This is a genomic window from Dyadobacter sp. CECT 9275 (assembly GCF_907164905.1).
Taxonomy (GTDB): Bacteria; Bacteroidota; Bacteroidia; order Cytophagales; family Spirosomataceae; genus Dyadobacter; species Dyadobacter helix.
On sequence record NZ_CAJRAF010000002.1, the window covers coordinates 801,403 to 826,562 of the forward strand.

16 protein-coding genes are annotated in these 25,160 nt (G+C 47.3%); 2 read left to right on the forward strand and 14 right to left on the reverse strand.

Features of this window, described 5'->3' with window-relative positions:
- Nucleotides 1–199: 199 nt before the first annotated feature.
- The gene (locus KOE27_RS11475; RefSeq protein ID WP_215239024.1) at nt 200–880 is read left to right on the forward strand and encodes a hypothetical protein; all 681 of its coding nucleotides are present in this window, start codon (nt 200–202) and stop codon (nt 878–880) included.
- Nucleotides 881–960: 80 nt separating this feature from the next.
- On the opposite strand, the gene KOE27_RS11480 is transcribed toward KOE27_RS11475, so the two are convergent.
- From KOE27_RS11480 to KOE27_RS11540, 13 genes are all read right to left on the reverse strand, one after another.
- Nucleotides 961–2,373 (reverse strand): sulfatase, encoded by a 1,413-nt coding sequence (locus KOE27_RS11480; protein WP_215239025.1) that lies wholly within the window; start codon nt 2,371–2,373, stop codon nt 961–963.
- Nucleotides 2,374–2,399: 26 nt separating this feature from the next.
- Entirely contained in the window at nt 2,400–3,869 is a 1,470-nt protein-coding gene (locus KOE27_RS11485; RefSeq protein ID WP_215239026.1) for a sulfatase-like hydrolase/transferase, read from the reverse strand.
- A gap of 1 nt (nt 3,870) precedes the next feature.
- Nucleotides 3,871–5,979 carry a prolyl oligopeptidase family serine peptidase gene (locus KOE27_RS11490; protein WP_406566850.1) on the reverse strand — a complete coding sequence of 703 codons (2,109 nt, stop codon included), beginning with the start codon at nt 5,977–5,979 and terminating at the stop codon, nt 3,871–3,873.
- A 31-nt stretch (nt 5,980–6,010) separates the two neighbouring features.
- Complete coding sequence (locus KOE27_RS11495) at nt 6,011–7,180, reverse strand: alpha-L-fucosidase (RefSeq protein WP_229252743.1); 1,170 nt, start codon at nt 7,178–7,180, stop codon at nt 6,011–6,013.
- 104 nt (nt 7,181–7,284) lie between these two features.
- Nucleotides 7,285–7,968, reverse strand: a complete 684-nt coding sequence (locus KOE27_RS11500; RefSeq protein ID WP_215239027.1) for an SGNH/GDSL hydrolase family protein — start codon at nt 7,966–7,968, stop codon at nt 7,285–7,287.
- A 50-nt stretch (nt 7,969–8,018) separates the two neighbouring features.
- A complete protein-coding gene (locus tag KOE27_RS11505) occupies nt 8,019–10,007 on the reverse strand; it encodes a plastocyanin/azurin family copper-binding protein (protein ID WP_229252744.1) in 1,989 nt (662 codons plus the stop codon).
- A complete protein-coding gene (locus KOE27_RS11510) occupies nt 10,001–11,827 on the reverse strand; it encodes a 3-keto-disaccharide hydrolase (RefSeq protein WP_215239028.1) in 1,827 nt (608 codons plus the stop codon). Before KOE27_RS11510 ends, KOE27_RS11505 begins: the two co-directional genes overlap by 7 nt.
- Before the next feature lie 19 nt (nt 11,828–11,846).
- A complete protein-coding gene (locus KOE27_RS11515) occupies nt 11,847–13,829 on the reverse strand; it encodes a sialate O-acetylesterase (protein ID WP_215239029.1) in 1,983 nt (660 codons plus the stop codon).
- 48 nt (nt 13,830–13,877) lie between these two features.
- On the reverse strand, nt 13,878–15,272 hold the full coding sequence (locus KOE27_RS11520; protein ID WP_229252745.1) for a sulfatase family protein: 1,395 nt from the start codon (nt 15,270–15,272) through the stop codon (nt 13,878–13,880).
- Nucleotides 15,273–15,359: 87 nt separating this feature from the next.
- On the reverse strand, nt 15,360–16,862 hold the full coding sequence (locus tag KOE27_RS11525) for a RagB/SusD family nutrient uptake outer membrane protein (RefSeq protein WP_215239030.1): 1,503 nt from the start codon (nt 16,860–16,862) through the stop codon (nt 15,360–15,362).
- A 15-nt stretch (nt 16,863–16,877) separates the two neighbouring features.
- Nucleotides 16,878–20,237 carry a SusC/RagA family TonB-linked outer membrane protein gene (locus KOE27_RS11530; protein WP_215239031.1) on the reverse strand — a complete coding sequence of 1,120 codons (3,360 nt, stop codon included), beginning with the start codon at nt 20,235–20,237 and terminating at the stop codon, nt 16,878–16,880.
- Between the two features lie 126 nt (nt 20,238–20,363).
- Nucleotides 20,364–21,428, reverse strand: coding sequence for a FecR family protein (locus KOE27_RS11535; protein WP_215239032.1), 1,065 nt, complete (start codon nt 21,426–21,428; stop codon nt 20,364–20,366).
- Between the two features lie 176 nt (nt 21,429–21,604).
- Complete coding sequence (locus KOE27_RS11540; protein ID WP_215239033.1) at nt 21,605–22,279, reverse strand: RNA polymerase sigma factor; 675 nt, start codon at nt 22,277–22,279, stop codon at nt 21,605–21,607.
- A gap of 645 nt (nt 22,280–22,924) precedes the next feature.
- Between KOE27_RS11540 and KOE27_RS11545 the strand changes: the two genes are divergently transcribed.
- Nucleotides 22,925–23,596, forward strand: a complete 672-nt coding sequence (locus KOE27_RS11545) for a hypothetical protein (protein WP_215239034.1) — start codon at nt 22,925–22,927, stop codon at nt 23,594–23,596.
- 45 nt (nt 23,597–23,641) lie between these two features.
- Here the strand turns inward: KOE27_RS11545 and KOE27_RS11550 are convergent, their stop codons facing one another.
- Nucleotides 23,642–25,099, reverse strand: coding sequence for a glycoside hydrolase family protein (locus KOE27_RS11550; RefSeq protein WP_215239035.1), 1,458 nt, complete (start codon nt 25,097–25,099; stop codon nt 23,642–23,644).
- Nucleotides 25,100–25,160 lie beyond the last annotated feature (61 nt).

The window sequence follows — 25,160 nt, forward strand, 5'->3', positions numbered from 1 at the left end:
CTACGGCAAAATAAACACAAAATACTGACTTCGAGGCATATACAAACCCTCTCAATGTCCGTAACCGGACATGACTGTCCGATTCCGGAGACCAAATCAAACGCCCGATATACCCTGTCAGAGAAATTACTGCGCTTTGCTTGCAACCAAAGCGCGCGCAGGAGGGTCTGTAAGGTAACCCATCATCAATCCTTAACACATGAAAAATAGAGTAACAGGAATTTTACTTTTATTAACCGCGCTGGTGACCAGTTGCCAAACAGATGACAAGGCGGAGGTAACCCCGGCTAACACAAGTGTAACCTCCCGGCTTATCGGTACCGACAGCATTGCAACCGGGAGTTTTCTGGGCATACCCGTCCACGCAGAAGCCAGTCTTGCCTATCAGGCCATCCAGGAGCTTCAGAGCAAGGGAGTTTCTTACCTGAATATCGTTGGTAATGTTTCTTCGGATCTTGAACAATTGCATAACCGCATCCCTCTATATAGCTACATTCTGCTCGACCGCAATCAGGGAACAGATTCAGGTATACAGATTACACTCGAATCGGGAAAAGTAAAAAGTATTTACCTGAACAGCGGGGCCAAACTGACGCAGTGGCCTTCCAACAGCAGACCGGAGTCTTCCGTTCGTTTGGGTGACAATTCAGGAGATCTCTATGAAAAATTTGTCAGGATCAAAGCGCAGAGCTCCTATGGAAACAAATTTGAGCGCATCATGTTGTTGACCAAAGACATATCCTCTTCTTACGATCGGGTAATGGCCCAGTCTCCGCAATGGTATTTTGTGAACAAAACCGGCAGTCTATGGGACCAGATTCAGGTATACCTCAAAGATGGCAGGGTCAATTACATTAAAGTATCGCATTATAAAGATTAAAAGCACTGGTTGCCGGTCGGGCCACTTTATTTAGCGGGCGGACCGGCAACTCTTTACATTTACCCTTCCATCCCGGTTTATCAACGGGTACCTTTCTTCAGCAAGCCAGATAGCTCCGCAACCCTGTTCCTGTATCGATTTGCTGAAGCCAAATTCGTGAATTCTTCCGGATCATTCCGTTCATCATACAGTTCCGTTCCCGATCTGCCCTCGTCCCATTCGGTATATCTCCACCTTTCCGTGCGCACACTTCTACCCGTTATTTTTCCCTTTTGGATCTGAGAGAAGGCAGGCCTGTCCCACTTTGCGGATGGCCGCCTGAGCAGTTGCACCAGGCTTTTTCCTTGTGTCCCCGAGGCCGGTAAACCACACAATTCAGCGATGGTCGGGTAAATATCCAACAATTCTACGGTGCGTGCGGATTGCCTACCTTTTAAGCCACCAGGAACCGAGATCAGCAGCGGAGCTTTGGCCGAATTTTCAAAGAGGCTGAATTTCTGCCACTGTCCATGCTGCCCCAGGTTATATCCATGATCACTCCAGAACACGATGATGGTATGTTCCGATAACTTCAACCGGTCGAGGGCGTCGAGCAGCTTACCAACCTGTGCATCCATGAAAGTAATACTGGCATAGTAAGCACGTTGTGCCTGGCGGCGTTTATCTTCATCCAGTCCGTAATGCGGCGGGTTTGTAAAAATAGCAGCTTTGGGTACATCATCCAGGTCATTCGCAACTTCCCTGGCAAGGGGGATTTTGTCCAGCGGGTACAGATCAAAGTATTTTTTCGGGGCCACGTAAGGGCAATGTGGCCTGAAAAACCCAACTGCCAGGAAAAAAGGTTCATCCTTTTTCTCTTCGAGCAGTTTCACCGCTTCGTTCGCAATCATACCATCGGTTTGTTCATCGTCCGTGCCGTCGGCGGCCAGATAGGCAAAAGCAGCCCCCAGACCATGACCAGGCGTGAGGTTGGTCAGCAACCGTTCTTCTGCCTTGTCTCTTCCTTTGGGATTGATAACCTTATGCCATGAAACGGGATCATCCATCCCATCAGTACCAATTTCATTGGGTACGCCGTAATGAAATATCTTACCAACCCGTGCGCTGAAATAATTGTTGTTTTTGAACAGCTGCGGCAACGTGACCACATCGGGCAAATTGGTTCGGAAATTGGTTTTCAAATCATAAACACCTGTCACATCCGGACGGCGGCCGGTCAGAAGCGACGCCCGGCTTGGCCCGCATAACGGAAATTGCGAATACGCCCGACTGAAAAGCACGCCTCGTTGGGCCAGCCGGTCGATGTGCGGTGTTTGGACAAGCGGGTTACCAAAACACCCTATGTCATTGTTCAGGTCATCGCTGGATATAAACAGGATGTTATATCTTTTTGCTGGCTTCGCTCGCACAGCTTGTCCGAAACAGCCAGAAGACAGTTCCAGCATGGCCCCCAGCAAAAATGCGAAGAAAGAAAAGATGAATCGGTTTTTCATTTTACCAGCTGTTAGCTCATGATACACTACCATTTCAGCAACAGGGTATCACCCATCATTTTCTGCTCAGCCAACAGCCTGTTTTTCAGATCACGAATCAGGCCTTTATTTTGCTGACTTCCAGCAATATCCTTTTTTTCTCCCGGATCATTCCGCAGGTCGAACAGCAGGGTCTTGTTTATTTTTGGGTAATAGATCAGTTTGTACCTGTCCGTCCGTACCATCCTTTGTGTGTCCATGTAACAACCATATATCCCTGTATACTGGCTCGTTTTATTTTTATTTTTGATCAAAGGAAGCAGACTGTTGAAAAACACATGCTGCGGCTTTGGGACAGCCGCCAGCTCGTAGGTAGTGGCCATAATATCCTGCAAATACACCTGCTGATCTCTTTTTTCATGTTTGGGAATCCCCGGGCCAGCCACAATAAGGGGCGTCCGCACGCTGTGATCAAACATGCTCTGCTTGCCGAGCAATCCATGATGCCCCACAGACAACCCGTGGTCGGAAGTGAAAAACAGATAGGTATTCTCCATTTTCCCGCTCTTTCTGAGCGCCTGCAAAATCCTTCCGATCTGCTCGTCCAGGTGAGTAATGCTGGCATAATATTCCTGAATATGCTTTTTTACCGCGTATGGCGTACGCGGAAAGGGAGCAAGCTGCTCGTCGCGCAGGTCGGCGCCACAGCCCATAGCGTCTTTGAAAGGATACTCGTCCAGATAACTGTCCGGTAAAACAATTTTCTCAACCGGGTACATATCCACAAATTTCTTTGGAGCCTGTCTGGGGTCATGAGGAGCGTTGAAAGCCAGGTACATAAAAAAAGGCGATTCCCGCCGACTGGCTTCCTGAATATAACCTACGGCATCATCAGCGAGTACCTCACTCCAGTGTTTTCCGCCTTTCCAAAAGCCTCCGTTTTCCTCATCCCAGGGTTGCCAGGCAGTATCATTTACGGCTAATGGCCGGTTGTAACCTTTGGGTGTCTGGTTGGGCATGCCGGGCCGTTCATGAATCACATGATCAAATAACTTGTTCACATCGGCACGCACGTGCCATTTGCCGGTCATATACGTTTCGTAGCCTGCCTTTTTAAGCTGCTGACTCCAGAAGCCGCCCTTTTCCATCAAAGTCCCCAGTTTTTTTTCCTGCTGCTGCGCCTTCCATACGGGAAACCCGGTGACGAGCATGGTACGGCTGGCCACACATACGGCACCATGCCAGGCACCCATGTTATAGGCATGAGTGAAGGTAGTTCCCGCAGCCGCCAGTGAATCCAAATTAGGGGTAATGATCTGTCCGTTACCCAATGCATGAATGGTGTTGTATCGCTGGTCGTCGGTATAGATAAAAATAATATTGGGCTTTTCTGCCGCCCCCATTTCCGGAGACGGGTGCCTGATACTGCTGATGGTAAGTACCGCAGAGATGCTCAGGGTAATGCCAAACAGTAGTCTTCTTAGGCCGGTTCGGTGATTTTTAATGAGTGTTTTCATATTATTTCCAAGTGAGTCCCATATTCCGGAACATGAAGGCGTAAAGATAGGCGGACGTTTCTAGAGACTTTTTGGCATTACTGGCTCCATGCCCTGAGTTGATGTCCACCCTGAGCAACAGCGGGTTTACCGAACTGCCTCCTGCCTTTGCCTGCAGAGCAGCGGCGTATTTGAACGAATGAGCAGGTACTACGCGGTCGTCATGATCGGCGGTGGTAATGAGCACGGCAGGATATTGCCCTCCCTGACGGATATTGTGCAGCGGCGAATAGGCATAAAGGCTTTTGAATTCGGTAGGATTTTCACTGCTGCCAAATTCCGATGTCCAGCTCCAACCGATCGTAAATTTGTGAAACCGCAACATGTCCATCACGCCAATAGACGGAAAAGCCACTTTGAATAGTTCGGGACGCTGGTTCATGACCGCTCCCAGTAACAAGCCCCCGTTGGAACCGCCCTGAATGGCCAGGCGCTCCGGTGAGGTGTATTTTTCCCTGATGAGGTATTCGGCACAGGCAATGAAATCATCAAACACATTTTGCTTGTTAAGCTTGGTGCCCTGCTGGTGCCACTGCTCTCCATACTCCCCTCCTCCCCGGAGATTGGGCTGAATGTAAACGCCACCCTGATCCAGGAAGGCAATCCGGGTAGGACTGAACGTGGGTGTCCAGCTAACGCCAAACCCTCCGTATGCATATATGAGTGCGGGAGCATTGCCATTTTTTTTAAAACCCTTTTTGTATATAACCGATGCAGGGATTTTGGTACCATCTTTACTTGCGTAGAACAGTTGCTCCACCTCATAGTCATCAGGATTAAACTGCACCTCGGGCTTGCGGAAAACGCTGCTTTTTTGGGAACGGATGTCATACCGAAAAATCGTGGGAGGATAATTCAGGGAGGTATAGTTGTAAAATACAAAGTGATCACCCGTTTCTCCGGCAAAACCCGTGGCGGTACCAAGTATGGGTATTTTCACTTCATTCTCCAGTTCGCCCTTCATATTAAACACAAGGGCTTTGGTACTAACATCCTTAAAGTAAAGTGCAAAAATCTTTCCTCCGGCCGCACCCACTCCCTGCAGCGACTCCGGCTTTTCTGGTAAAAAATCCTGCCAGTTGCCTGTCCTTGCATCGTAGGAAAGTATCTTGCCATTGGTGGCATTTTCATTGGATTCAAATAAAAACCTCTCCCCGGCATTCGTGACATAATTGTATTTAAAACCGGATACCTCTGCCTTCACCGGTAAAAACTTGTTTGTACCGCGGCGCAGCAGCCATAAGCCATTCCCCTCCTTTCCCTTCCCGCGATCTCTCACGCTGAGCAATGCAAAATCTTCGTCTTCGGTGGTGGTAATGTTGTGAAAGCGCTGCGGGTTAGCGGGATCAGAAAAGATGAGTTTGTCGTCCTCCTGCCGGGTGCCTAGCGTGTGATAAAACACCTGGTGGTTTTCATTTTTGGCAGCAAGCAAAGAACCTTCGGGTTTCGGATAACGGCTGTAATAAAACCCATTTCCCTGCCACCCCACCGTGGAGAGTTTAACCCATTCTATTTTATCGTCCAGAAACCGAAGTGTATGCATGTTCATGACCTGGTACTCCCACCAGTCAGATCCACCTTTTGAAAAACCAAATACCGCATGGTCACCCGATTTCGAAAGACTGAAAACTACCAGCTTTGTGGTACCGTCTGCGGAAAGCTGGTTGGGGTCCATGACGGTTTCCACTTTGCCTGTTTCCTCGTTCTGGCGATACAAAACGGGCTGGTTTTGCATGCCATCGTTTTTATAGAAATAAATAAAGGCCCCCTTTTTGCGCGGAGACAGATATTTGGGATAGTTATTTACCCTTTCCAGATCTTTATAAATTTTGTCTTTGAAGGGAATGTTGTCAAGATAATTGTAACTAAGCTCATTCTGGGCTTTGACCCAAGCCGCCGTTTCAGCCGAACGGTCGTCTTCCAGCCAGCGGTAAGGATCCGCCACTTTCACGCCATGATAATCATCAGTGACATCCACCATTTTGGTAACAGGATACTTCGGTATCCCTTGGCCCATGCACCAGCCCCAGGTGATCAAAAAAAGAACAAGTGCCTTTACTATGACTTTCATTTCCATATATTATCTGCTCAAAAATTGTCAGCTAGCCTTTCATTATTTTCCCCACCTTCCGCAGTATCTCGGCGTCTCCTTTATGGATACCTCCACCTGGTAGTGGGCCGGTATTCAGCAGAAGGTTCATATTCCTGGATTTCGCATCTTTCAATAATTCCAAAACCTCATCCACACCCAGATGCTTGCGTTTTCCATCATTTTCCGGCTCGTATGACCAGGCACCGCGCTGCATGGTACTGCATGTCTCGTTGTGTTTGTTTTTATGCGCTTCCCATACGCGGTCGGCCAGTATTGCCGCCTTCTCACCGTACAACGTTTTTACCTTATCCGACAAGGAATGAGCCTTCCTTTCCGGTGCGGCAAAATCCTCGGTACCGGTTGCTCCCTGCTTAAAGGATATCAGAACATGCGGGCTCAATGAGCGGATATGCTGGTAAATTTCTTCCATCGGGAATATATCCGCGTTGGCGTACAAGCCCATCGCCGGGTCAAACCAGATACCCGCCGGATTGTACTGCACGATCAGCTCTTTCAGCTGTGCTTTTACATAGGCAATGTATTTCGGAAAGTCTTTCAGCGATTTGTACTTGTATTCCGGCTGTGGCTTGTCGTACTGCGGCCGGTACATTTCCCAGCCTTCTTTGTTCGAAGCAAAATAAGGATGATGCCAGTCTGCAGCCACGGAATAGTACAGAAACAATCCCAGCCCTTTTTGATCACAGGCAGTTCGCAGCTCGCCCACCAGATCGCGTTTTGCGGCGGAATGGACACTGTTATAGTCTGTTTGCGATGATTTGAACAAACAGAAACCATCGTGATGCTTGGCCGTAATATTGACGTATTTCATGCCGGCATCCTGGGCCAGATCTGTGATATAATCCGCGTTGAAATCCTTTGCGGTAAATTCATTCTTAAGTTTTACATATTCTGCCACAGGGATTTTCTCCATGTACTGCACCCAGGCGCCACGCCCCCAGATACTGTACAACCCATAATGCATAAAGAGCCCATATCCCGCCTGGCCAAACCATGCCAATGCCGCCTTTTTAGGATCCTTTTTGTACAGATCACTATATGCAGACAGGTACCCAGGAACAGCCAACGCAGGCAACTCCGATGCGGTTAAAATGTGCGGAGCAAAAATCGCCGCACCGCTCATAAGGGAAATCTTTTTTATAAATTCTCTGCGTTCAGACATTTTTTAAAAATTGGGAGTGGGGAAATAAGGAAAAGGGGAGAAAGGACGAAAGGGAGAAGGGAGGAAGGAACATAGTGTTGGTACTTCCATGGCTTCATAGGTTGTTATGAACCTTTTGCCACCTGCTCTTTAATGGCCGCCACCACTTTTCTGGCCAGGGCTTCACTCCCCTCCTTTTTGAAATGAACGTTGTTTGGGAGCTGCATAGCCGACATATCGGGTAAAATATAGGAATAAAGGTCGTTTACAGGGATTCTGTTTTTCTTCATTATTTTCAGCGCAACCTTATTGTACTCCAGCACATCGGCCGCATTTCGGTATGGCCCGCTGGGTTTGTCGGGATAAGGTGTGGTGGTGGCCCAGATCAGTTTGGCCCCGGAAGTTTTCAGTTTTTTCACGATCACTTCAAGGTTCTCCTTATATTCCTTTATGTTGGATTGCTGCGGGTCCTCTGCCTTTTCGCTATTGACGCGGGTGACGGGATCCACATGTTTCAGGTCATGCAAACCAAAATTGAAATGGATCACGTCCCAGGGCTCCGTACCGATCCATTTGTCGATCTTCTGAAGGCCAAATTTGGTACCCTGGCAGTTTTCAACCGGATGCTCTACATAGGCTTCGTCTTTCATCATTTCCTTCACATGCGGAGTGTAACCCACCGAGATGGAATCACCGATGATCAGCACCCTTAACAATTTCCCGGACCGCCTCGTGTGCCAATCGGGAAACGACAGTACCAAACCGAAAACTCCAGCCTGTTTGATAAATTCTCTTCTTGATGTTTTCATAGTCATTATGATTGATAATATCAGCCTGCTGTTTTGTGAAACTGTATCTTTTACTCAACGATTAATTTCCCTCGCATCACCAGGTAGTGCCCGGGAAAAGTGCATACGAAAGGGTAAACTCCCGGTTTGTCGGGGGCGTTAAAATAGATTTTCTCAGACGTGTCGGGCTGTAATATGGACGTATGGAAAAGTACCAGATCCGAATCAGGAACATAATGGTAATCCGGGCCTTTAATTCCGAGATCCAGCGAAAGCTTCCCTACCTTTTCTACTGCATCACCCGGTCTGGTGATCACCAGGTTATGCAGCATGTCGTCGTTGTTGTTGAAAATAAGCTCCACTTTGCTTCCCGGTCTGACTTTGAGTTCCGCCACATCAAACTGAAGGCCAGGTTTCGTCCCGATCGTCAGGGTAGCCTCCGGACCGCTTTTCCATGTATCAGGTATTAAGGTTACTCTTTTTGGATCAGCGTTGATGTCGTATGATTTGGCAACCGGACCATTTTTCGCCACATCCGTCGGCTTGTTCCCTCCCGGTATATTATTCAAGGTATAATAGCCTCTGTCATGCAGCAGCAGCAAACCCGCAGCTGATTTCACCCCGGAAGCCTTTATCTCATGAATATATCCCTGGCGCAATCCATGAACAATCAGCCTGGCCGACAGTCCGTCCCTGGATAGTATCACCTGATGCACCATGCACGCCTGCTGATTAATTGCCTTGCTTCCGTAGGTACTCCAGTAGTGATAAGTAAAACCTGTAACCTCATAGGACCTGGGGTCCGAGGCTGCCGCAGGATTAACGGGTTGCGTAAATTCAATCAGGAAACCATCGGGCTGCGCTTTGACGGCCTTCATTTCAAAAGGTATTTTCCCGGTCCACCTCAGACGCTGTAATCCGTAGAGTTCGGGGCCGGTAGAATTCCAGCCACGGCTGGTCATTCCCACAAACATGGCGTGGTCCTTTCCCCATTTCATCCGTAAAACCCCGGAAGAAAAACCTTCCCGAAATGGAAAGCAGGCCCCTTGATAGGCTCCGTTCACTTTTTCCAGAAACACCCGCATGACCTTACTATGTCCCTGATCCCCCACGAACATCTGTCCTTTAAACGGCCCGAAACCTCCTTTGGTGGTATCCGTTAAAATATCAGAAGTTGATACCCCCATAAGTCCATGGGGAAACCATACAGCCGGCAGAGTCAGTCCCGGAACTTTTCCAATTTCCTCATGCATAGGCTGCTCGGTATCGGGTACATCACCAGGTTTCAATGTCATGGGAGAGCCAGGCTCACCCGACCACTTAAGTCCTGCCGGATTTCCTGCAAAAGTACCTTTTTGCAAATGCGTCATCCTGCCTGCACCAACCCAATCGCCCTGGTTTTCTGTGTAAAACATATCTCCCTGAGGAGTCACCGTGAAACCAGCCGGTGATCGCAGACCGGTAGCAATGGGCGTCATCTCTCCCTTTGGGGTAATTTCAAGCAGCCAGCCTCTCCATTTGGCCAGGCTCGCCCCGCGTCCGATCCACGATAAATTCAAGGTAACCAACAGATTGCCGTTGGGGGCAACATGCGGGCCGTAGGAATATTCATGGTAATTCCCCGACAGCGGCCAGGAATAGACCGCTTTAAACTGATCGGCTTCACCATCACCATCGGTATCCAGCACGTTGGTCAGCTCTCCACGCTGTGAAAGAAGGAAACCTTTGTCTGTATACGCCAACCCCAGCGCTTCATGAAGGCCCGAAGCGAATTTCCTGAATACAGGTTTCTCATTCTTTTTGAAATAAGGATTTTCCAATATCCATACTTCCCCTCTCCTGGTACTGATACCGAGCTGGTTCTTTCTGGTAAAGGCCAGTCCGCCTACTTCCAGACTGATGTTTTCAGGAATTTGAATGGTCTCGATCCGATAGTATTTTGATTCCTCGGCGGTATCGGCCGGGAAACGTGAAGGCCGGGACATGCCTTCATTTGCTGCAAAAAACAACATGGCAAGCAAAAGCCATCCTGTCCGAAATCTGATGTTTTTGTTTACCATAGCAATGTATATTGTATTACCTGAGCGCCAGTGCCTTTTACGTGAATTGTGAGTTCCTGATACGCTCCTGAATTTTTTAATACCGGTTTGATACTCTCTTGATCGAATGTCAGATAATAATTTTTATCATGCATGGCGTATGATCCATCCGGGAGCTCTTCAATACGAACACCTGATGCTACCCTGAAAGCGATATCTTTATGGCTGGTCACTGTTATCCGTCGGGTGAGGCTTCTTTCTGTAACCGATGGGATGATTTTATCAGCAACCGCAAGGTCCCGGATAAGGTAACTGAATGTTGGTAATCCTTTATTATCAATATTATATTCTAAAAAACGGAAAGCGCTCTCCTTATCATTCTGATCGTGATTCCCGGCAGCGAAATCCAGCTCATCACCCAGCGTGATCACCGTTCCCAAGGGCGTACCGTTCTGCTGATTTCCCCGGCGGTGCCACATGGAGGTGGTTTCCAAAAAGGCACCATCCCACATTTGGAATAAACTTCCGGACGAAAGATCTATAGTAAAACTGGCGGCACCCTGTGTTCCAACGGATAAACAATGGGTCCGTTTATGGCCTGCTTCCTGGATAAAACTACGCTGTATTACTGATTTTCCACCCATTGGGGCAATCACAATCGGCGTTACCGGCGGCTCAGAGAATACCGACCCTTTTGCATGCAGCGGATGCAACGCCATGCCAGGGCCTTCCACGTACAGCGCCAGCCCTTTGCGCCAGCCGATGAGCTTATTGTGAATCAGGGTAAACGGCGCCGGGCCAGCGGTGGTTGTGTATTTCGCTACCACTTCTTCATCAAAATGATGTACACCATTATTAATGACGATGGTATCTCTGTTGATGATCAGCATGCCGCCGCCTCCGTTTTGAAGCTTGAACAAATAATCCCCTGACTTCGGAAACTGAAATACCCCTTTGTATTCCAGCAGATTGATCTCCTTTTCTACCGCAGAGAGGTAGGAAATTGAGTCTGTGGTGTTTTCGTGAAGCGGCACTTGCGAAGCATAGTTCCGGATAGAATCTCCCGTGCTTTTGAATTCTCTCAGCGACAGATTACTGATTTCCAAACCCTTACCATCATACAATTTATAGGCAATATCCTTAAAGGCAACCCGCCCATGGTTTCCCTGAATCATAATAGGACCGAGCGGTTTTTCGTCTTTAAAACCCGCCGATCGGGTAGGTCCGCTGACCTCGAAATTGTCCTGAACCAGAGAACCGTTTAGATATACTTTCAGAAACCGGGCATTGGCTATTTTTCTCCCCTGGCCGTCAAACCTGGGTGCCTGGAAAATAATTCTCAGGTGCTGCCACAGGCCGGGAGCCTTACTGGCATTGACCATAGGGGCCGAACCTTCATAACCTACATTCCTTACTGTATCTGTTCGCTGATAAATTCCTCCGATATCTCCATATTTAGGTTTTTCTTTTTTACCCCAGCTATCCTGTAACTGAAGCTCGTACCGGCCTTGAAAATAAATACCGGAATTGGATTCCTTCGCCATCATGACATCCAGTTCCAGTTCAATATCTCCATGCTCCATGGTGGTGAACAAATGGCCCCGGTTTTGAGTGTCCGAAATATTGGCAAGTACTCCTTTTCCAGGCATAGCCGCAAGCATCTGCGCTACGTGGCGGTCGGCATAGGCATTACCAACAATCTGCCAGTTGGCCGTCGTTGGTTTGAAAGCCGACAAATCGTTTAAAGGAAGGGACCGCAAAGGGAGCCTGTCCGCAGGCCCGGCAATACTGTTCATGGCTCCGCAAAGGAGCAGGATGATCGTTAAAATTTGAAATTTCATAAAACCCTGGTACGGTAATCTATTTGAAAAGAACCCCTTCGGTAATCCCTTTCCAGGTATCCGTACGGAAAGGAATAGCCGGGATACCTTCCTTATTGTAAAGGTTTGCTTCTATGTTATCGTCACTCCATCCATAACGTGCAGCAACCGGCTTACTCACCTCGTCACTCCAAATTATCAGCTTATCCCCGTCAATATGAGCCTGTGCCCAGTAAAATTTCCTGTCATCACCAGCTATTTCGAAACCTTTTACATAACCATATTTGTCAGACGACTTCAGTCCGCTTCCGGTACGTTTAAAGCTGAGGGTAATCTTGTTCCCGTTCACCTGCATGGACTCATAGGCCGGGCCACTGTAAACAATATCCTTTCCATAAACCTGCTTCAACGCACTGAATGCCAGCCGGTGTCCTACGTCCTGTTTATTTTTAGGATGGATATCGGCCGTTTCTCCTATATCATAGATTACCGCCATGCCAGTATTGGGTACCGTGTTGAGTGTCATGGTCTGTGCCTCCCGTAACTCCGCCCAGGTACTTCCCTTTTCGCTCGTGCCGTTGTTGGCACTCCAGCTGGCGAGCTGGACAAACAGAAACGGAAAGTCCTCCCCCCACCGCTTACGCCAGTCGCTGATCATTAAAGGGAATGATTTACGGTACTGATACGCCCTTGGGGCATTGGTTTCGCCCTGGTACCAGATGGTTCCCCGCATCGCATAGGGGATCAGCGGTGCGATCATCGCGTTATATAATATGGTACTGGTAACATTGGCTCCGGAAAGCTGCTTATTATCCAGTGACGACTCCACCCGGTATTTCCAGCTGCCTGCCAGCGGCAGTTCATAATCATCCCGCGTCAGTTTCATCTGCTCAGGCTTACCTGTAAATCCGCCGATTGCGCCGAGGTCTTCAATGCGCACCGTAATTACATTTTTACCCGCTTTTAGTAAATCCGCCGGTATGATGTAATTTCTGCCCTGGGGTACTTTTTTAAGCGATTCCCCTATTTTCACACCATTCACATAGGTTACATCTATGTCGTCAACAGGTCCGAGCATGAGTATCATGCTTTGGTCGGCCCACTTTGCAGGCAGGTCAATTTCCTTTCTGAACCATACGGCACCGTCCAGCCCGGGAAGAAATTTAAGGTCAAAATATCCAGGCATCTCCATGGTTTTCCAGGAAGCATCGTCCAGTGAAAATGAAGGCCAGGTTTTGAGGGTTTCAGCATCCGGGAAGCTCCCTTGTTCACTTATGATCCTGTCGTCAAGTTGTTTTTTCCGCATCGCGTTGAAAGCTTCCAGTGAGGTAGGCATCGAAGCCACATGCTCTTTGAAATCATCAAGACTTTTCATTGCGTCCAGACTGATCCAGGATTCCACCTGCGTTCCGCCCCAGGATGAATTAACCAGTCCGACTGGTACATTCAGTTTTTCATGCAGATCCCGCGCAAAAAAATACGCTACGGCAGAAAAATCGCCCACGGTTTCGGGCGTTGTCAACTGCCATTCGCCTCCGGAGATATCATCCTTGGGAACCAGGCTGCGGTCGTGGGGTACTTTAAAATGCCGGATTTGCGGAAAATTGGCTTTACTTTTCTCTTCGGTGGCATTCCTTGACCGATTCACCAACATTTCCATATTAGACTGCCCCGAGCAAATCCATACTTCCCCAAAAAGCACGTCATCCATGACAACCTTATTCTTCTTTCCCGAAACGGTAATTTGATAAGGCCCGCCCGCATCAACGGGATCTACCCTGAGTAACCACTTTCCATCCTTGCCTGCTTTGATGGTTTTGGTTTGGATTGCCTTACCGCCGCTGTTGAGTACCAGCATCACTTTTTCGCCAGCATCGGACCACCCCCATACGGGAGCTGGTTTTTTCTGCTGAATGATCATGTGTGAGCCGAATATTTTTGGCAGCCTGACGTCAGCACGTGCAACACTCACGATGCAGATCAATGCGGCAATTAAGCATTTAGGGATACGAATGGTCGTCATATTAAGAAATTGTGGTTGTCCGTAACTATTTATAAGAAGGCCGGTTCTTTAAGGAATATAATCACCTCCCGCAGCGCTTTTCGCACAGGAAAGAACCCATTGGTCCAGTGCAGCTTTCATGGAATCCAGTATGCCGGGTTGTTTCGCAGCGATGTCCGTTGTTTCTGAGGGATCGTTCAGGAGATCGTACATTTCGTAATGTGCCCCGTCGTCCGGCGAAAATATTTTGAACTGGTGGTCTGTTAAAGCTCTTTGTTTGTATGATCTGAACGGAATAGGACGTGGTCTGACGGCCAGGGATCCATCCAGAACCGGTGATACGTCCAGACCGTCCAATGGATGGCTCGTCCCTTTGTTTTTATATCCGATCAGCGACAGGATGGTAGGATAATAATCACTACTGGTTACAGCTGCGGTGATTTTTTTGTGTTCCCTGAATTTCCCTGGCCATTCCAGCAGAGCCGGAACCCGGATACCTCCTTCATACAAACTCCCTTTTCTACCCCTGAACGGCCCGGCAGTACCCTGCTGGCGTTTACCAGGATGCTGATCAATTCCGCCGCCTTCCCCCGCAGGACCGTTGTCCGAAGCAAAAAGAATGATGGTATCGTCTGCTATGCCCAGTTCCCTGATCCGCCTCCGAAGTCGCCCGATCTGCTCGTCCATGGCGGTGATACATCCGTAATAGTGCTGATGATTTTCATCCATACCGGGGTACATGTCCAGGTACTTTTGCCCGGCCACCACTGGTGAATGTGGGGTATGAAACCAGATGACCGACAGAAAAGGCTTTTTCTTTTTCACTGATTCTTCGATGAAAGGCAAGGCTCTGTCCATAATCACGCGCGAATCATCTCCGTCCAGGTTATCGGTTGCATATTTTTCAGGGCCCGTCCAGTAATATGTTTTCACCATCTGGGTCTTCATAGGATCCCAGGTCGGAACTGCCTGCTCTGTTGAGAAGCAGGTTTCAAAGCCATTTTCCCAGGGCGGCGAATATTCGTCATTGTTTTTTCCACCCCGGTGTCCATCGCGGATGGTCTTAGTCAGCGTACCCAAGTGCCATTTGCCAAAATGACCGGTTGCATAGCCTAGTGTCTTTAATGTTTCTGCCAGCGTAACTTCTTCTGCTTTCATGTGCCCCACATTTGCAAAAAGAATCCCGTACCGTTCAGGGTTTCTTCCCGTCAGGCAGCTTCCCCGGGTTGGTGAACACACCGGGGCTCCGGAATAGAAGCGGGTAAACTGCAGGCTTTGAGCAGCCATTTTATCCAGTTCCGGCGTTTTGATGAGCGCACTGCCGTTGAAACCGACGTCTCCCCAACCCAGGTCATCGGCCATTACCATAATGATGTTAGGCTTTTTTTTGCTCTGAGCCAGGCTATTTCCCGAAATGATCCAGGAAATAGCGGCAAGTAAAATAGGGAGAGTTCTGAATTTCATGATAGACGGTAAAGCCAGCAGATTTGTATCTGATCCCGGGAAATAACAAATTATCGCTCATCACTCCCCGGGATGCTGTGTATTCGGTTAATAATTAGGATTTTGTACTAAACTTTTATTGATATCCATTTCGCTCTGGGGGAACGGAAACAGATAATGTTTGGCAGGGTCAAATTTACGCAAGACTCCTCCTGGATCGACTATCTTCGGAATAACGTTTTCTGCTGTTCTCCACCGTTTGATATCCTGATACCGGAGACCTTCAGCAGCAAATTCGACACGGCGTTCATGACGGATACGCTCTCTCATCCCAGCCTGGGACAGGCCTGCCGGCAACGCAGGCATTTTCACGCCCACCCTTGCACGCACCTCATTAACGGCGTCATACACACTCTGGTCTGGTCCGGTTGCTTCGTTTTTGGATTCAGCATAAGTGAGCAGCACATCCGCATAGCGCAGAATCACGTAGTCCTGCTCACTGCGCGTTGAGTATGAAAACGGCAGATTTTCCGGTTCTACATATTTACGTACCAGGTAATTGGTGTAAATCCCCGCTGTCACATTGGTAAACTTCACACCTGTGGAGCTCACGAGCGGTTCCTTAATGTCGCGGATTGCAAAATTCAGGCGCGGATCACGGTTCTTTTTATAATCCAGCGGGTCATAAAGCAGTGATTGTGAAATAGGCAGTCCATCGATACATTCAAATTCGTCGACCAGGTTCTTGCTGCCATTCAATGCCGCAGCGTTACCATACTTCATGTCCGGACTTTCCGCAGAGAAACGGTCGGGGTTCAGATACCGGGCCGAAAACATAATTTCGGTATTGTTTGTCTGCCCTTTTGCTAAAAACATATTCTGGAAGTCGGTCGTTAGCTTGAACAATTTAGCCTGAATCACCTGGTTGGCTGCTTCGGCAGCTTCGGCCCACTTTCCGTTGTGCATCAACACCTTGGCTTTGAGTCCCAGCGCACTGCCTTTAACAACGTGCCCTGTGGTATAAAGTGCGGAAGGAAGGCTGGCAATCGCTTCATCCAGATCCCTAAGTACCTGGGTAATCACCTCTTCCTTAGTGCTTTTAGCAACACCCGTCTCTTCAAGCGTAAGGGGCTTGAGATACAGGGGCACGCCTCCATAAAACTCGGTGAGTGTCCAGTAATAAAAAGCTCTCAGAAAAAGAGCTTCTCCCTTGTATCGTTTTTTCTTTGCTTCGTCCATCGTAACCCTGTCCACATTGGCCAGAAAAACATTACAAGCTGTAATACCTTTGTAGGAATCGGTATAGATCTGAGCCACAATCCCTGCAGATGTAGGTTCAATAATACCTTTTGCGAGTACATCGACTTTCCCATAGGTTCCAAATAGAAAGAAATCGTCGGACATTGCATCCAGATCCATCTTATGGTGGTCGAAAGTCAGGCCTAGCAAGGTGCTGTACACCCCTGCAATGGCCATATCCGCATCTTTCTCCGTTTTCCAGAAAGTCTGACTTGAAAGCTGGTCCACCGGATTTTTATCTAAAAAATCAGAACAGCCTGAAAACAAAATGCCTGAAATGCCGGCAATGGTAATGATGATATATTTTTTCATGATCATGTTAAGGGCTTAAAATTTCACTTTTACACCTGCTGTCAAAATCTTGACCTGCGGATAGGTAGCGAAGCGCTGACGCCCCGTACCCACACGCTCAGGATCTGCCCCGGGATACTGGGTAAAGGTCAGCAGATTGTCTCCTGATACATAAATACGAAACTCCTTGAACCTGATTTTTTCGCTGACCGCCTTGGGCAACGTATAACCTACCACAAGGTTTTTCAGGCGCAGGTAGGAAGCATCTTTCAGGAAGTAGCTGGACTGCACACTGTTCATCGGACCATAGCCGTTCAGGTACATGGCCGGATGCGTAGTAGAGCGGTTTTCAGGAGTCCAGGCATTTTCCGCAAACTCGATCGTGGGTGCACTCCCTTGTGTGAAAGGATCAATACCCCAGCGGTCTACGTAAGTTTTGATACCTTCAACCCCCTGAAAAAATGCCGAGAGATCGAGATTTTTCCAGAAAACGTTAAAACCACCTCCATAGTAGAATTTAGGATAAGCCCCCTTCATCACGACACGGTCAGCACCATCAATTTTATTATCACCATTCTGATCTTTGAACCGGAGGTCACCTGGCTTGGGATTAAACTGGTGCACGGGAGCGTTGTTAATTTCTTCCTGGCTCTGGAAAATACCGTCCCATTCAATCATGTAAAACGACATCCAGGGTAAGCCTTCCTGAATCGTGTTAAAGTTGTCGTACGAGGGTATCCTCACACGCTGAACTTTGTTTGTATTCGTTGAAAAATTCAGGTTCACCTCGTACCGTAGCTGACCCACTTTATTGGCGTGGCCCAGGAGCATTTCAAATCCAGTGTTTTTCATTTTGGCGTAATTAACCGTTGGACCCGTGAGCCCGACAGCCGCTTCAACCGGAATTACATACAGGATATCATCGGTTTGCTTGTTATACCAGTCAAAAGAACCGGATATAAGCCCCCTTCTGAAGCTGAAATCCAACCCGAAGTCCGTGATGGTAGTGGTTTCCCATCTCAGATTTTTATCCGTAAGCCGGGTTTGGATCACCCCCTGCTGAAGGGTTTCAAACGGGTAGGTTGTGACAGACAGAATATCCTGGTAAGGATAGTTCCCGATGTTCTGATTACCCAAACGTCCCCAGGAACCACGCAGTTTAAGGTTGTCGATCCAGGTCTGGTTTTTCAGGAATGACTCATTGTTGATCCTCCATCCAGCCGAAAGCGACGGGAACAAACCCCAGCGGTTGTTGGACTGTATCCTTGAAGTACCGTCGTACCTGAAGTTTGCTTCCAATAAATACTTTTCCTTAAAGTCATAGGTTACCCTTCCGAAAAGCGACTGGATCGCCCATTCGTACGAGGTTCCGGTAGCAAGTGCTCCATCAACACCGGCATTAAGTTCCAGAAGATCATCGGACGGGTATTTCTGACGATTTCCCTGTAAAAATCTGTTTACAAAAGATTCCTGATTGTAGCCCAGCAAACCGGTGATATAATGGTCCTTCCCGATGGTTTTTTTATAATTCAATGTAGAATACAGCGTCGTCAGCAACGACATATCAAATTTGTCGGTCACGCCCAGGCGGGTCGGGTTACCATTGTTCTGATATTGTCCGTTAGAAAAGAAATAGGCGTCAACAGGATTTTCATGAACTTTTGAAAAATCATTGGAATAGTTGACCGCACCCTTTACCCCCCAGGTCAGATCTTTGGTGATATTGATATCTACATAGGTTTGTGCCGTGATATTGTATTTCTGGTATTTCACGTTACCACTATTGATGACCGCGAGCGGATTTCTGTTGGAAGGAACACCCTGGCGATAGTTACCGGAGTAGTGACCGGAACCATCCTGTACGAAAGGTCCGTTGGTAGGGTTGGCCGAGTAGATCAGCAGCATGTAGTCCGAATCGGTATAAGGAGGCTCTGTCACATCCTTACGTACCAGACCGATGTTAGCACCCACCTTGATGATCTTGTTGAGCTTACTGTCAACGTTCAGGTTGAAGTTGTACCGTTTGTAATCATGCCCACCTGCAATACCGTTCTGAGTAAGATAACCGCCCGCAAAGTTAAACGTGGTTTTTTCGGAACCGCCATTGATGGAAAGGTAATGCTGCTGGGCTTTTGCGTTGCCGATCATGAAGTCGATCCAGTCAAAATTGGGATACTTGTTACGGTCCGTGGCGTTCCGGTACATATCAATCTCCTGCTGGGTATACAATGCTGCCTGACTGGACCTCGCTCTGGCCTGATTGAAATACGTCATATAATCTGCTGAGTTCGTCACCAGTTTAGGCATCCGTGTAGGCTGATGTAACTGAAAATCACCGCGATAATCAATATTAAAGGTACCCGCTTTTCCTCTTTTCGTCGTCACAAGGATCACCCCATTGGCACCCCTTGCCCCGTATATGGAAGCAGAAGCTGCATCTTTCAATACCGAAATAGATTCGATATTGTCCGAATTGAGATTACTCAGCGTTCCAACGACACCGTCCACCAATACCAGCGGACCGGCACCGGCGTCACTGAATGTACCCAGGCCACGTATCACCATGATGGCGCCGTCGTCTCCTGGCTGGCCTGAGTTCTGCGTTACCTGCAAACCTGCAACTTTCCCTTGCAGTAAGTTCTCAACGTTAGGTGTAGACCGTTTCACGAGTTCATCAGACGACACCATCGCTACTGAACCGGTAAGATTCACCTTTTTCTGCTCGCCATAACCGATCACCACGAGTTCTTCGAGAGATTTTACATCGGGGCGAAGCGCTATGGTCAGCAAAGTTTTATTGCCAACGGCTACCTCAGTTGTGATATAACCTATAGAGCTCACCACAAGAATTGCCTTTTCGTCAGGTATCTGCATCTGAAACTTTCCGTTGGCATCACTTACCGTCCCCTGAGAGGTACCTTTGATTACTATGTTTGCCCCCGGCAAAGCCTGCCCGGATTCGTCGGTAACGGTACCCTGTACGTCGGTCGCTACGGAGGTCATGGATTTTTCAATCAGAGATACTTCCATAAATTTTTTCTTGCGGACATAAATCTGAGACTGCACGCGGAGAAACTGCAGATTTGCATCTTTGGACAAGGTCCTTAAAAGTGAAGCAAAGGAGATACTCCTCGATTCAAAATTGATGACTTTGTCTTTATCTACCGTTTCCCCGTTGTAAGCAAATGTAAATTGCGTCTGATTGCTGATCGTACTCAGCGCATCTTCCAGCCTTACATTTTTAAGGGAAACATTGAGATATATTTCCTCCAGGCTTTTGCTTTGAGCCAATCCGTCTTTGGCAAACAGAAATGAGGTCAGAAAACATTGCATGAGTATCCCGCATAAGCCGTACTTAGATATCATGATAATTTGTCGTAGTAAGTTTAATTTCATACTTTCGAGGGTTAAATGTTCACAAATCGTTTAACAAAAATGCCCTGTTCAAAGCTTCGCCAAAAGGATATGAAACAGGCGTTCGGGCCGGATGTCTCCGACATCTGGTTCTTTTTTTAACTGGAGTTATTTTTCATGTTTTTGGGTTACGTAAACTTTATCCTTCACCAGATTATACTGAAACCTGGAGGTATAGTTAAGTGCGTCCAGGATTTTTTTGATGGGTGCATTTTCAAATTTGGCACTGAATTCCTCTTTCACCTTCAATCCTTTTTCCACCACAAAGGTGACTGCATATTCGCGCTCCAGTACTTTTTTAATCTCAGGAAAACCTGCATTTTTCAGTATAATCACATTGTCTTTCCAACCCAGCTCCAGCTGCCGATCAAATCCTTCCATCGTCAGCCCGCCGGTTTCCTTTGCAAAGACAGACATTTCATCAGGCACAACCAGCATTTCGTTTTCTCCTCCACTTTTTGACTCCCCCATTACCCTCACCTTACCTGTCAGCACGGCTACTTTTATGATGGGATTCTCCTCATACGCACTGATATTAAAAGAGGTACCCACAACGGTGGTTGTTAACCCGCCGGTGCGGATCCGAAAGGGCCGTGAAGTATCATGTGTTACGTCAAAAAACGCCTCTCCTTCCAGGGTAAGATCCCGGTTCTTCCGGCCGAAGTCGCTCTGGTACACGATACGGCTTCCAGCATTGAGCTTAATTTTACTTCCGTCGGGAAGTGTCAGGGTTGTTTTTTCACCTCTTGCCGTCCGATGCTCCACCCTCACCGGGCTGCTAACAGCAACTGACTCCGACTGCGAATCCTTCTGATTGAGATAATTCCGCGACAGTAATGTCAGCAACAGGACGATCACAGCCGCCGCGGCATACCGTGTTACAGCCGGTAAAGGAAGCTGCCGGTACCATGGAGCCCGGGAGCTCGCACTACGCTCTCCCGATCTTATGTTTTCCCATACGGCCATCATCTCCGACTCGGCCGGTTGGTAATAATTTTTATATCTGACAGAAAGAATAATTTCCCGCGCTCTGGCAACAGTAAGTGCTTTCTCAGGATGTTCGGACAACCATTTTTCCCAAAACAGGATCTGAGCATCCGTTGGGTTTTTTACCCATTGAATGAAATCATCGTCTTTGAGAAAATCCTCTGGCTGGTAATTTTCGTAATGCATGCCTTACTAAAAATGAATCTTCGGTGGTTCATTTTCATAGAGACCGGATGCTTTCGGACATATACAGTCCAGAAGATTTTTTTTAAATATTTACAGATTTATTTTTAAAATTCTAAAACAACTTTCTTTCACAAAGAGAAAGTCAGAGCGGGATACATCGCTTTTCGGGGCTTGACTTATCTGTTAGCGGAGAAAGCAAGCAGGATGAGGTTCAGCATAATTACCGACTCTCCCAGTTCCTTGCGCAGTTTAAGAATGGTACGGCTCATCAGGATACGGGTGTAATCAATCTTGGCAAAACCCATTAAGGAGGTAATCTGCTGGTAGGAAAAACCTTCGTAAAAATAGTAGATGACAATTTCCTTTTGCCGCTTGGTGAGGGTAGCAAAGGCTTTGTCCATTTTTTGTTTCAGCTCCTCGTCTATAACCGAGGCACCGGGGTAATCATCGGTGAGCATTACCTCAAATCCCATGTTACCTTCATCATCCAGCTCCTCCCAACTGAAATTATTCCTGTTCAGGTAGCGGATAATGCGGTTACGGTATGATTTATACAGATAAAATTTGATGGAGGATACATCTCCCAAACGATCCTTTTTCTCCTGCAGGTAAATAAAAAGATCCTGAATGATATCCTTTACCAGATCCTTGTCGCGGGTAAACTGATTGCCATAATTATACAATACCGGGAAGTACTTCACATATATATATTCAAATGCCTCTTCATTTCCAGCTTTGAACCCTGCCCACAGCTCTTGATCCGAGGCATGCTCTAATGGAGCTACCCCATATTTAGCAGCACTGGCTTTGGCAGTATCAGCTAAAAGTATATTGTCGGACCGGACTTCCATTGCGTTAAAATATAAACAAAGGCAAAAAAGGAAAGGGTATTACAATTTAAAGAAAAAATTTAATCAGACTACTATCTCTCATTGTATATTCAAATATATATATTCTATTTAATCTATAAAAATAGTATAGATTATTTTTTAAAACTATGGCAGCTCTCTCATCAAAAATGGCGCAGACATAGCTGTGTTTTCCAAGGTGTTTCAGGTAACCTGCTGAAATTTATAGTCAGTACGTGAGGTCCGGGATTCCGGGCTATCGAAAGGAGGAGAATATAAATTGGTGCCTTGGAGTCTTCCAGACTTGGAAAGTCTATATTTTCAACGAACGTATATACAATAACGTTTTAAATTTATCAAAGTAAAGGATGCTGAAAAGCTACGTGATCCATCGACCGTTTTACGAACCGGAGAGCCCAGACTTTCCAAGTCTTGAAGAATTGGAAAGTCTATACCTGCCGCCACCGGGTTACTCTCATTCCCGTATTAAAAAAATTAGTAGTTCCCTGCAACATTTCCGCCCGGATCACTCTCTTTGCGTTAACTGATGGCCAGCAGGTAATGGATCACTCCTTATACACCGGGAATTAAATTCTCAGGGAGGATTTGTTATACATCATTCTTTACACCCCCAATCACTAAAAAGCCATGAAAAAATTCAAAATGATCTGCGTTCAATTATGCGTGCTTTCCTTATTTTGCAGTACCAATGCCGTTGTTTTGGGCCAATCCTACTATTCAGGAGAAGAATCTGAAAAAGGATACTGGAAAGTATATACTGATTATAAAAGCAGAAACACAATTGTTCAGTTTTTTGACGCCAACAGCCAGCTCCTGTACAGCGAAACGCTACCTGAAAAATATATTAAACTTACAAAAAGAAACATCCGGCGTTTCGACAGCCTGCTGAGCCGGTTAATGGAAAGGGACCTCCTCAGCACCACGATCAAATCCTACCAACTGTTGGCAGATAGCAGGACTTCGTTCCCCCGAACGACAGAAACCGAAACAAACACAACTCCGGAGCAACAGGCTTACATCCAAACCAGTAATTCCAATGTATATGTATTACGAAGCGGAAATTTAAGGATCATTTTAAAAAATGATCAGCACAGGTATCTCAACGTCTCCATACTGGACGAGCAATTTCAAACCCTTTACCAGGAACATGTGAATGACGGAGGATATGGACGTTGGTTCGATATGTCGCGACTCCCGGCGGGGAACTACCGTATCCGTATCACAGGACTTGGAAAAATCCTAAATTATAAACTTAAAATAGACAAGTTTAAAGGTTATGCACTGGCTGATCTAAAATGATCACAATCACCAATTTGTGCTGTAAGGATCATTTCCTGTAACGGCTCATTCAAACCAAAGTGCGTATAAATCGGCATCTTTCATACGGATTTTCAGCCGGATCTTTTTCCCTGCCAATTGCCTAACATCGCTTTTGCTATTCCAGAAAACGGTCCGGCTGATTTCGTTGCCGATGATGATACCCGCCTCATTAAATGTAAAACCGGGAACAGGTTTCCCATTTTCATCCTGGATTTCAACCTGTATTTCGCCGGGAGCCGAGGTGGCGTAGTTCAATAACAACTGGCTGCCTTCAAAAGTGAAAAATCTGGTAGTGAGGATACCCGGCTGATATGAGGCTGCCACTGAGGCAAATCCATCCAGCCGCAACGAGTACCGGTGCACATGGGCAGTAGGCTGCGCGTAATCCTGGTTCACATAAACGGACATTTCATCCGCTCCGGTTTGCACGACATTCAAAGCGGGATAATTGGACCGTGACACCCAGTTTTTCAATCCGATCCCCGGGCGGATAAACGACTCCATAAAGGTACGGTCATAGTTATTTCCACCCCGCGTAGACATGAGAATGGCATCTGAACAATCTTTATAGTAGGACGGATTAACATTTAAAATCCTGGCCTGCTCGTCTGAAACTACTTTCCTGCCGGGCATAAACCGGGCACCGATCGCGATGGCAATATGCGGAGCACGAAAGTACGGGCTCGTCTGATGGGTGTAGATATCTTCATAAGGCGTATCCCCGAACGTCATGGCAACCGGTTCCTGCCAATGAATAAAGTCACTTGAAACAGTTTTTGAAACAGACCGTTTTCCCTTGAATCCTCCTTCGGTCCATGTTCTGAAATAAAGTACATACCGTTTTTCTTCCTCCGACCAGAAAGCCACGTTTTGTGAGTCGAAGACCCCTTTTGTAAACACAGGGCCCTGTTGCGCCCTGGTCCAATGGAGGCCGTCCGGTGAGAAATAAGCATAGAGCCCCGTTTTCACCCCTCCCCCAATTGCCTTGTAGCGACGGGCTGCCGGTGCCTGAGGATTACTGTCAAGAAAAGGACTGAAATTGTGATTTACCGCAGGGTCACCAGCCAACACTACATTGTTTTTCGAATTCCCTCCCACCTGATACAATCCAAGTTCGGGTTTGGTCCAGTTTATTCCGTCACTCGAATTTGCCACACAGGTTACCTGTATCTCCGAGTCATCGGCAGCCGTCGCAGGCATACCCCGGTAGTAAATCCTGTATCCGGTCTTGTCTTTAATCACCGTCCCGTAAGCACTGAAAGGCCCCTCCCAGGGTTTGTCAAAATACAACACAGGGCCTTCATCCCTGGGTGTATGCATCACCAGACTGAGCCCCTCCATCTTATCAATCAGATATTTATCAACAAATATTTCTCTCCTTTTGCCAAGTGTAACCACAGGCTCGTTCTGAGCAACCACCACCTCGGACAGATGGACATGCACAATTAAACATAAGATTACGATCCGGGAATAAATATTCATCCTTGCCAGTATATTACAGTTATCAGGAAATACAAATTTAGGCCATTTAGAAACTCATAGC

Coding starts and splice junctions, on each gene's coding strand:
- KOE27_RS11475 (WP_215239024.1), top strand. CDS start 200: ATGAAAAATAGAGTAACAGGAATTTTACTTTTATTAACCGCGCTGGTG.
- KOE27_RS11480 (WP_215239025.1), bottom strand. CDS start 2,373: ATGAAAAACCGATTCATCTTTTCTTTCTTCGCATTTTTGCTGGGGGCC.
- KOE27_RS11485 (WP_215239026.1), bottom strand. CDS start 3,869: ATGAAAACACTCATTAAAAATCACCGAACCGGCCTAAGAAGACTACTG.
- KOE27_RS11490 (WP_406566850.1), bottom strand. CDS start 5,979: ATGAAAGTCATAGTAAAGGCACTTGTTCTTTTTTTGATCACCTGGGGC.
- KOE27_RS11495 (WP_229252743.1), bottom strand. CDS start 7,180: ATGTCTGAACGCAGAGAATTTATAAAAAAGATTTCCCTTATGAGCGGT.
- KOE27_RS11500 (WP_215239027.1), bottom strand. CDS start 7,968: ATGAAAACATCAAGAAGAGAATTTATCAAACAGGCTGGAGTTTTCGGT.
- KOE27_RS11505 (WP_229252744.1), bottom strand. CDS start 10,007: ATGGTAAACAAAAACATCAGATTTCGGACAGGATGGCTTTTGCTTGCC.
- KOE27_RS11510 (WP_215239028.1), bottom strand. CDS start 11,827: ATGAAATTTCAAATTTTAACGATCATCCTGCTCCTTTGCGGAGCCATG.
- KOE27_RS11515 (WP_215239029.1), bottom strand. CDS start 13,829: ATGACGACCATTCGTATCCCTAAATGCTTAATTGCCGCATTGATCTGC.
- KOE27_RS11520 (WP_229252745.1), bottom strand. CDS start 15,272: ATGAAATTCAGAACTCTCCCTATTTTACTTGCCGCTATTTCCTGGATC.
- KOE27_RS11525 (WP_215239030.1), bottom strand. CDS start 16,862: ATGAAAAAATATATCATCATTACCATTGCCGGCATTTCAGGCATTTTG.
- KOE27_RS11530 (WP_215239031.1), bottom strand. CDS start 20,237: ATGAAATTAAACTTACTACGACAAATTATCATGATATCTAAGTACGGC.
- KOE27_RS11535 (WP_215239032.1), bottom strand. CDS start 21,428: ATGCATTACGAAAATTACCAGCCAGAGGATTTTCTCAAAGACGATGAT.
- KOE27_RS11540 (WP_215239033.1), bottom strand. CDS start 22,279: ATGGAAGTCCGGTCCGACAATATACTTTTAGCTGATACTGCCAAAGCC.
- KOE27_RS11545 (WP_215239034.1), top strand. CDS start 22,925: ATGAAAAAATTCAAAATGATCTGCGTTCAATTATGCGTGCTTTCCTTA.
- KOE27_RS11550 (WP_215239035.1), bottom strand. CDS start 25,099: ATGAATATTTATTCCCGGATCGTAATCTTATGTTTAATTGTGCATGTC.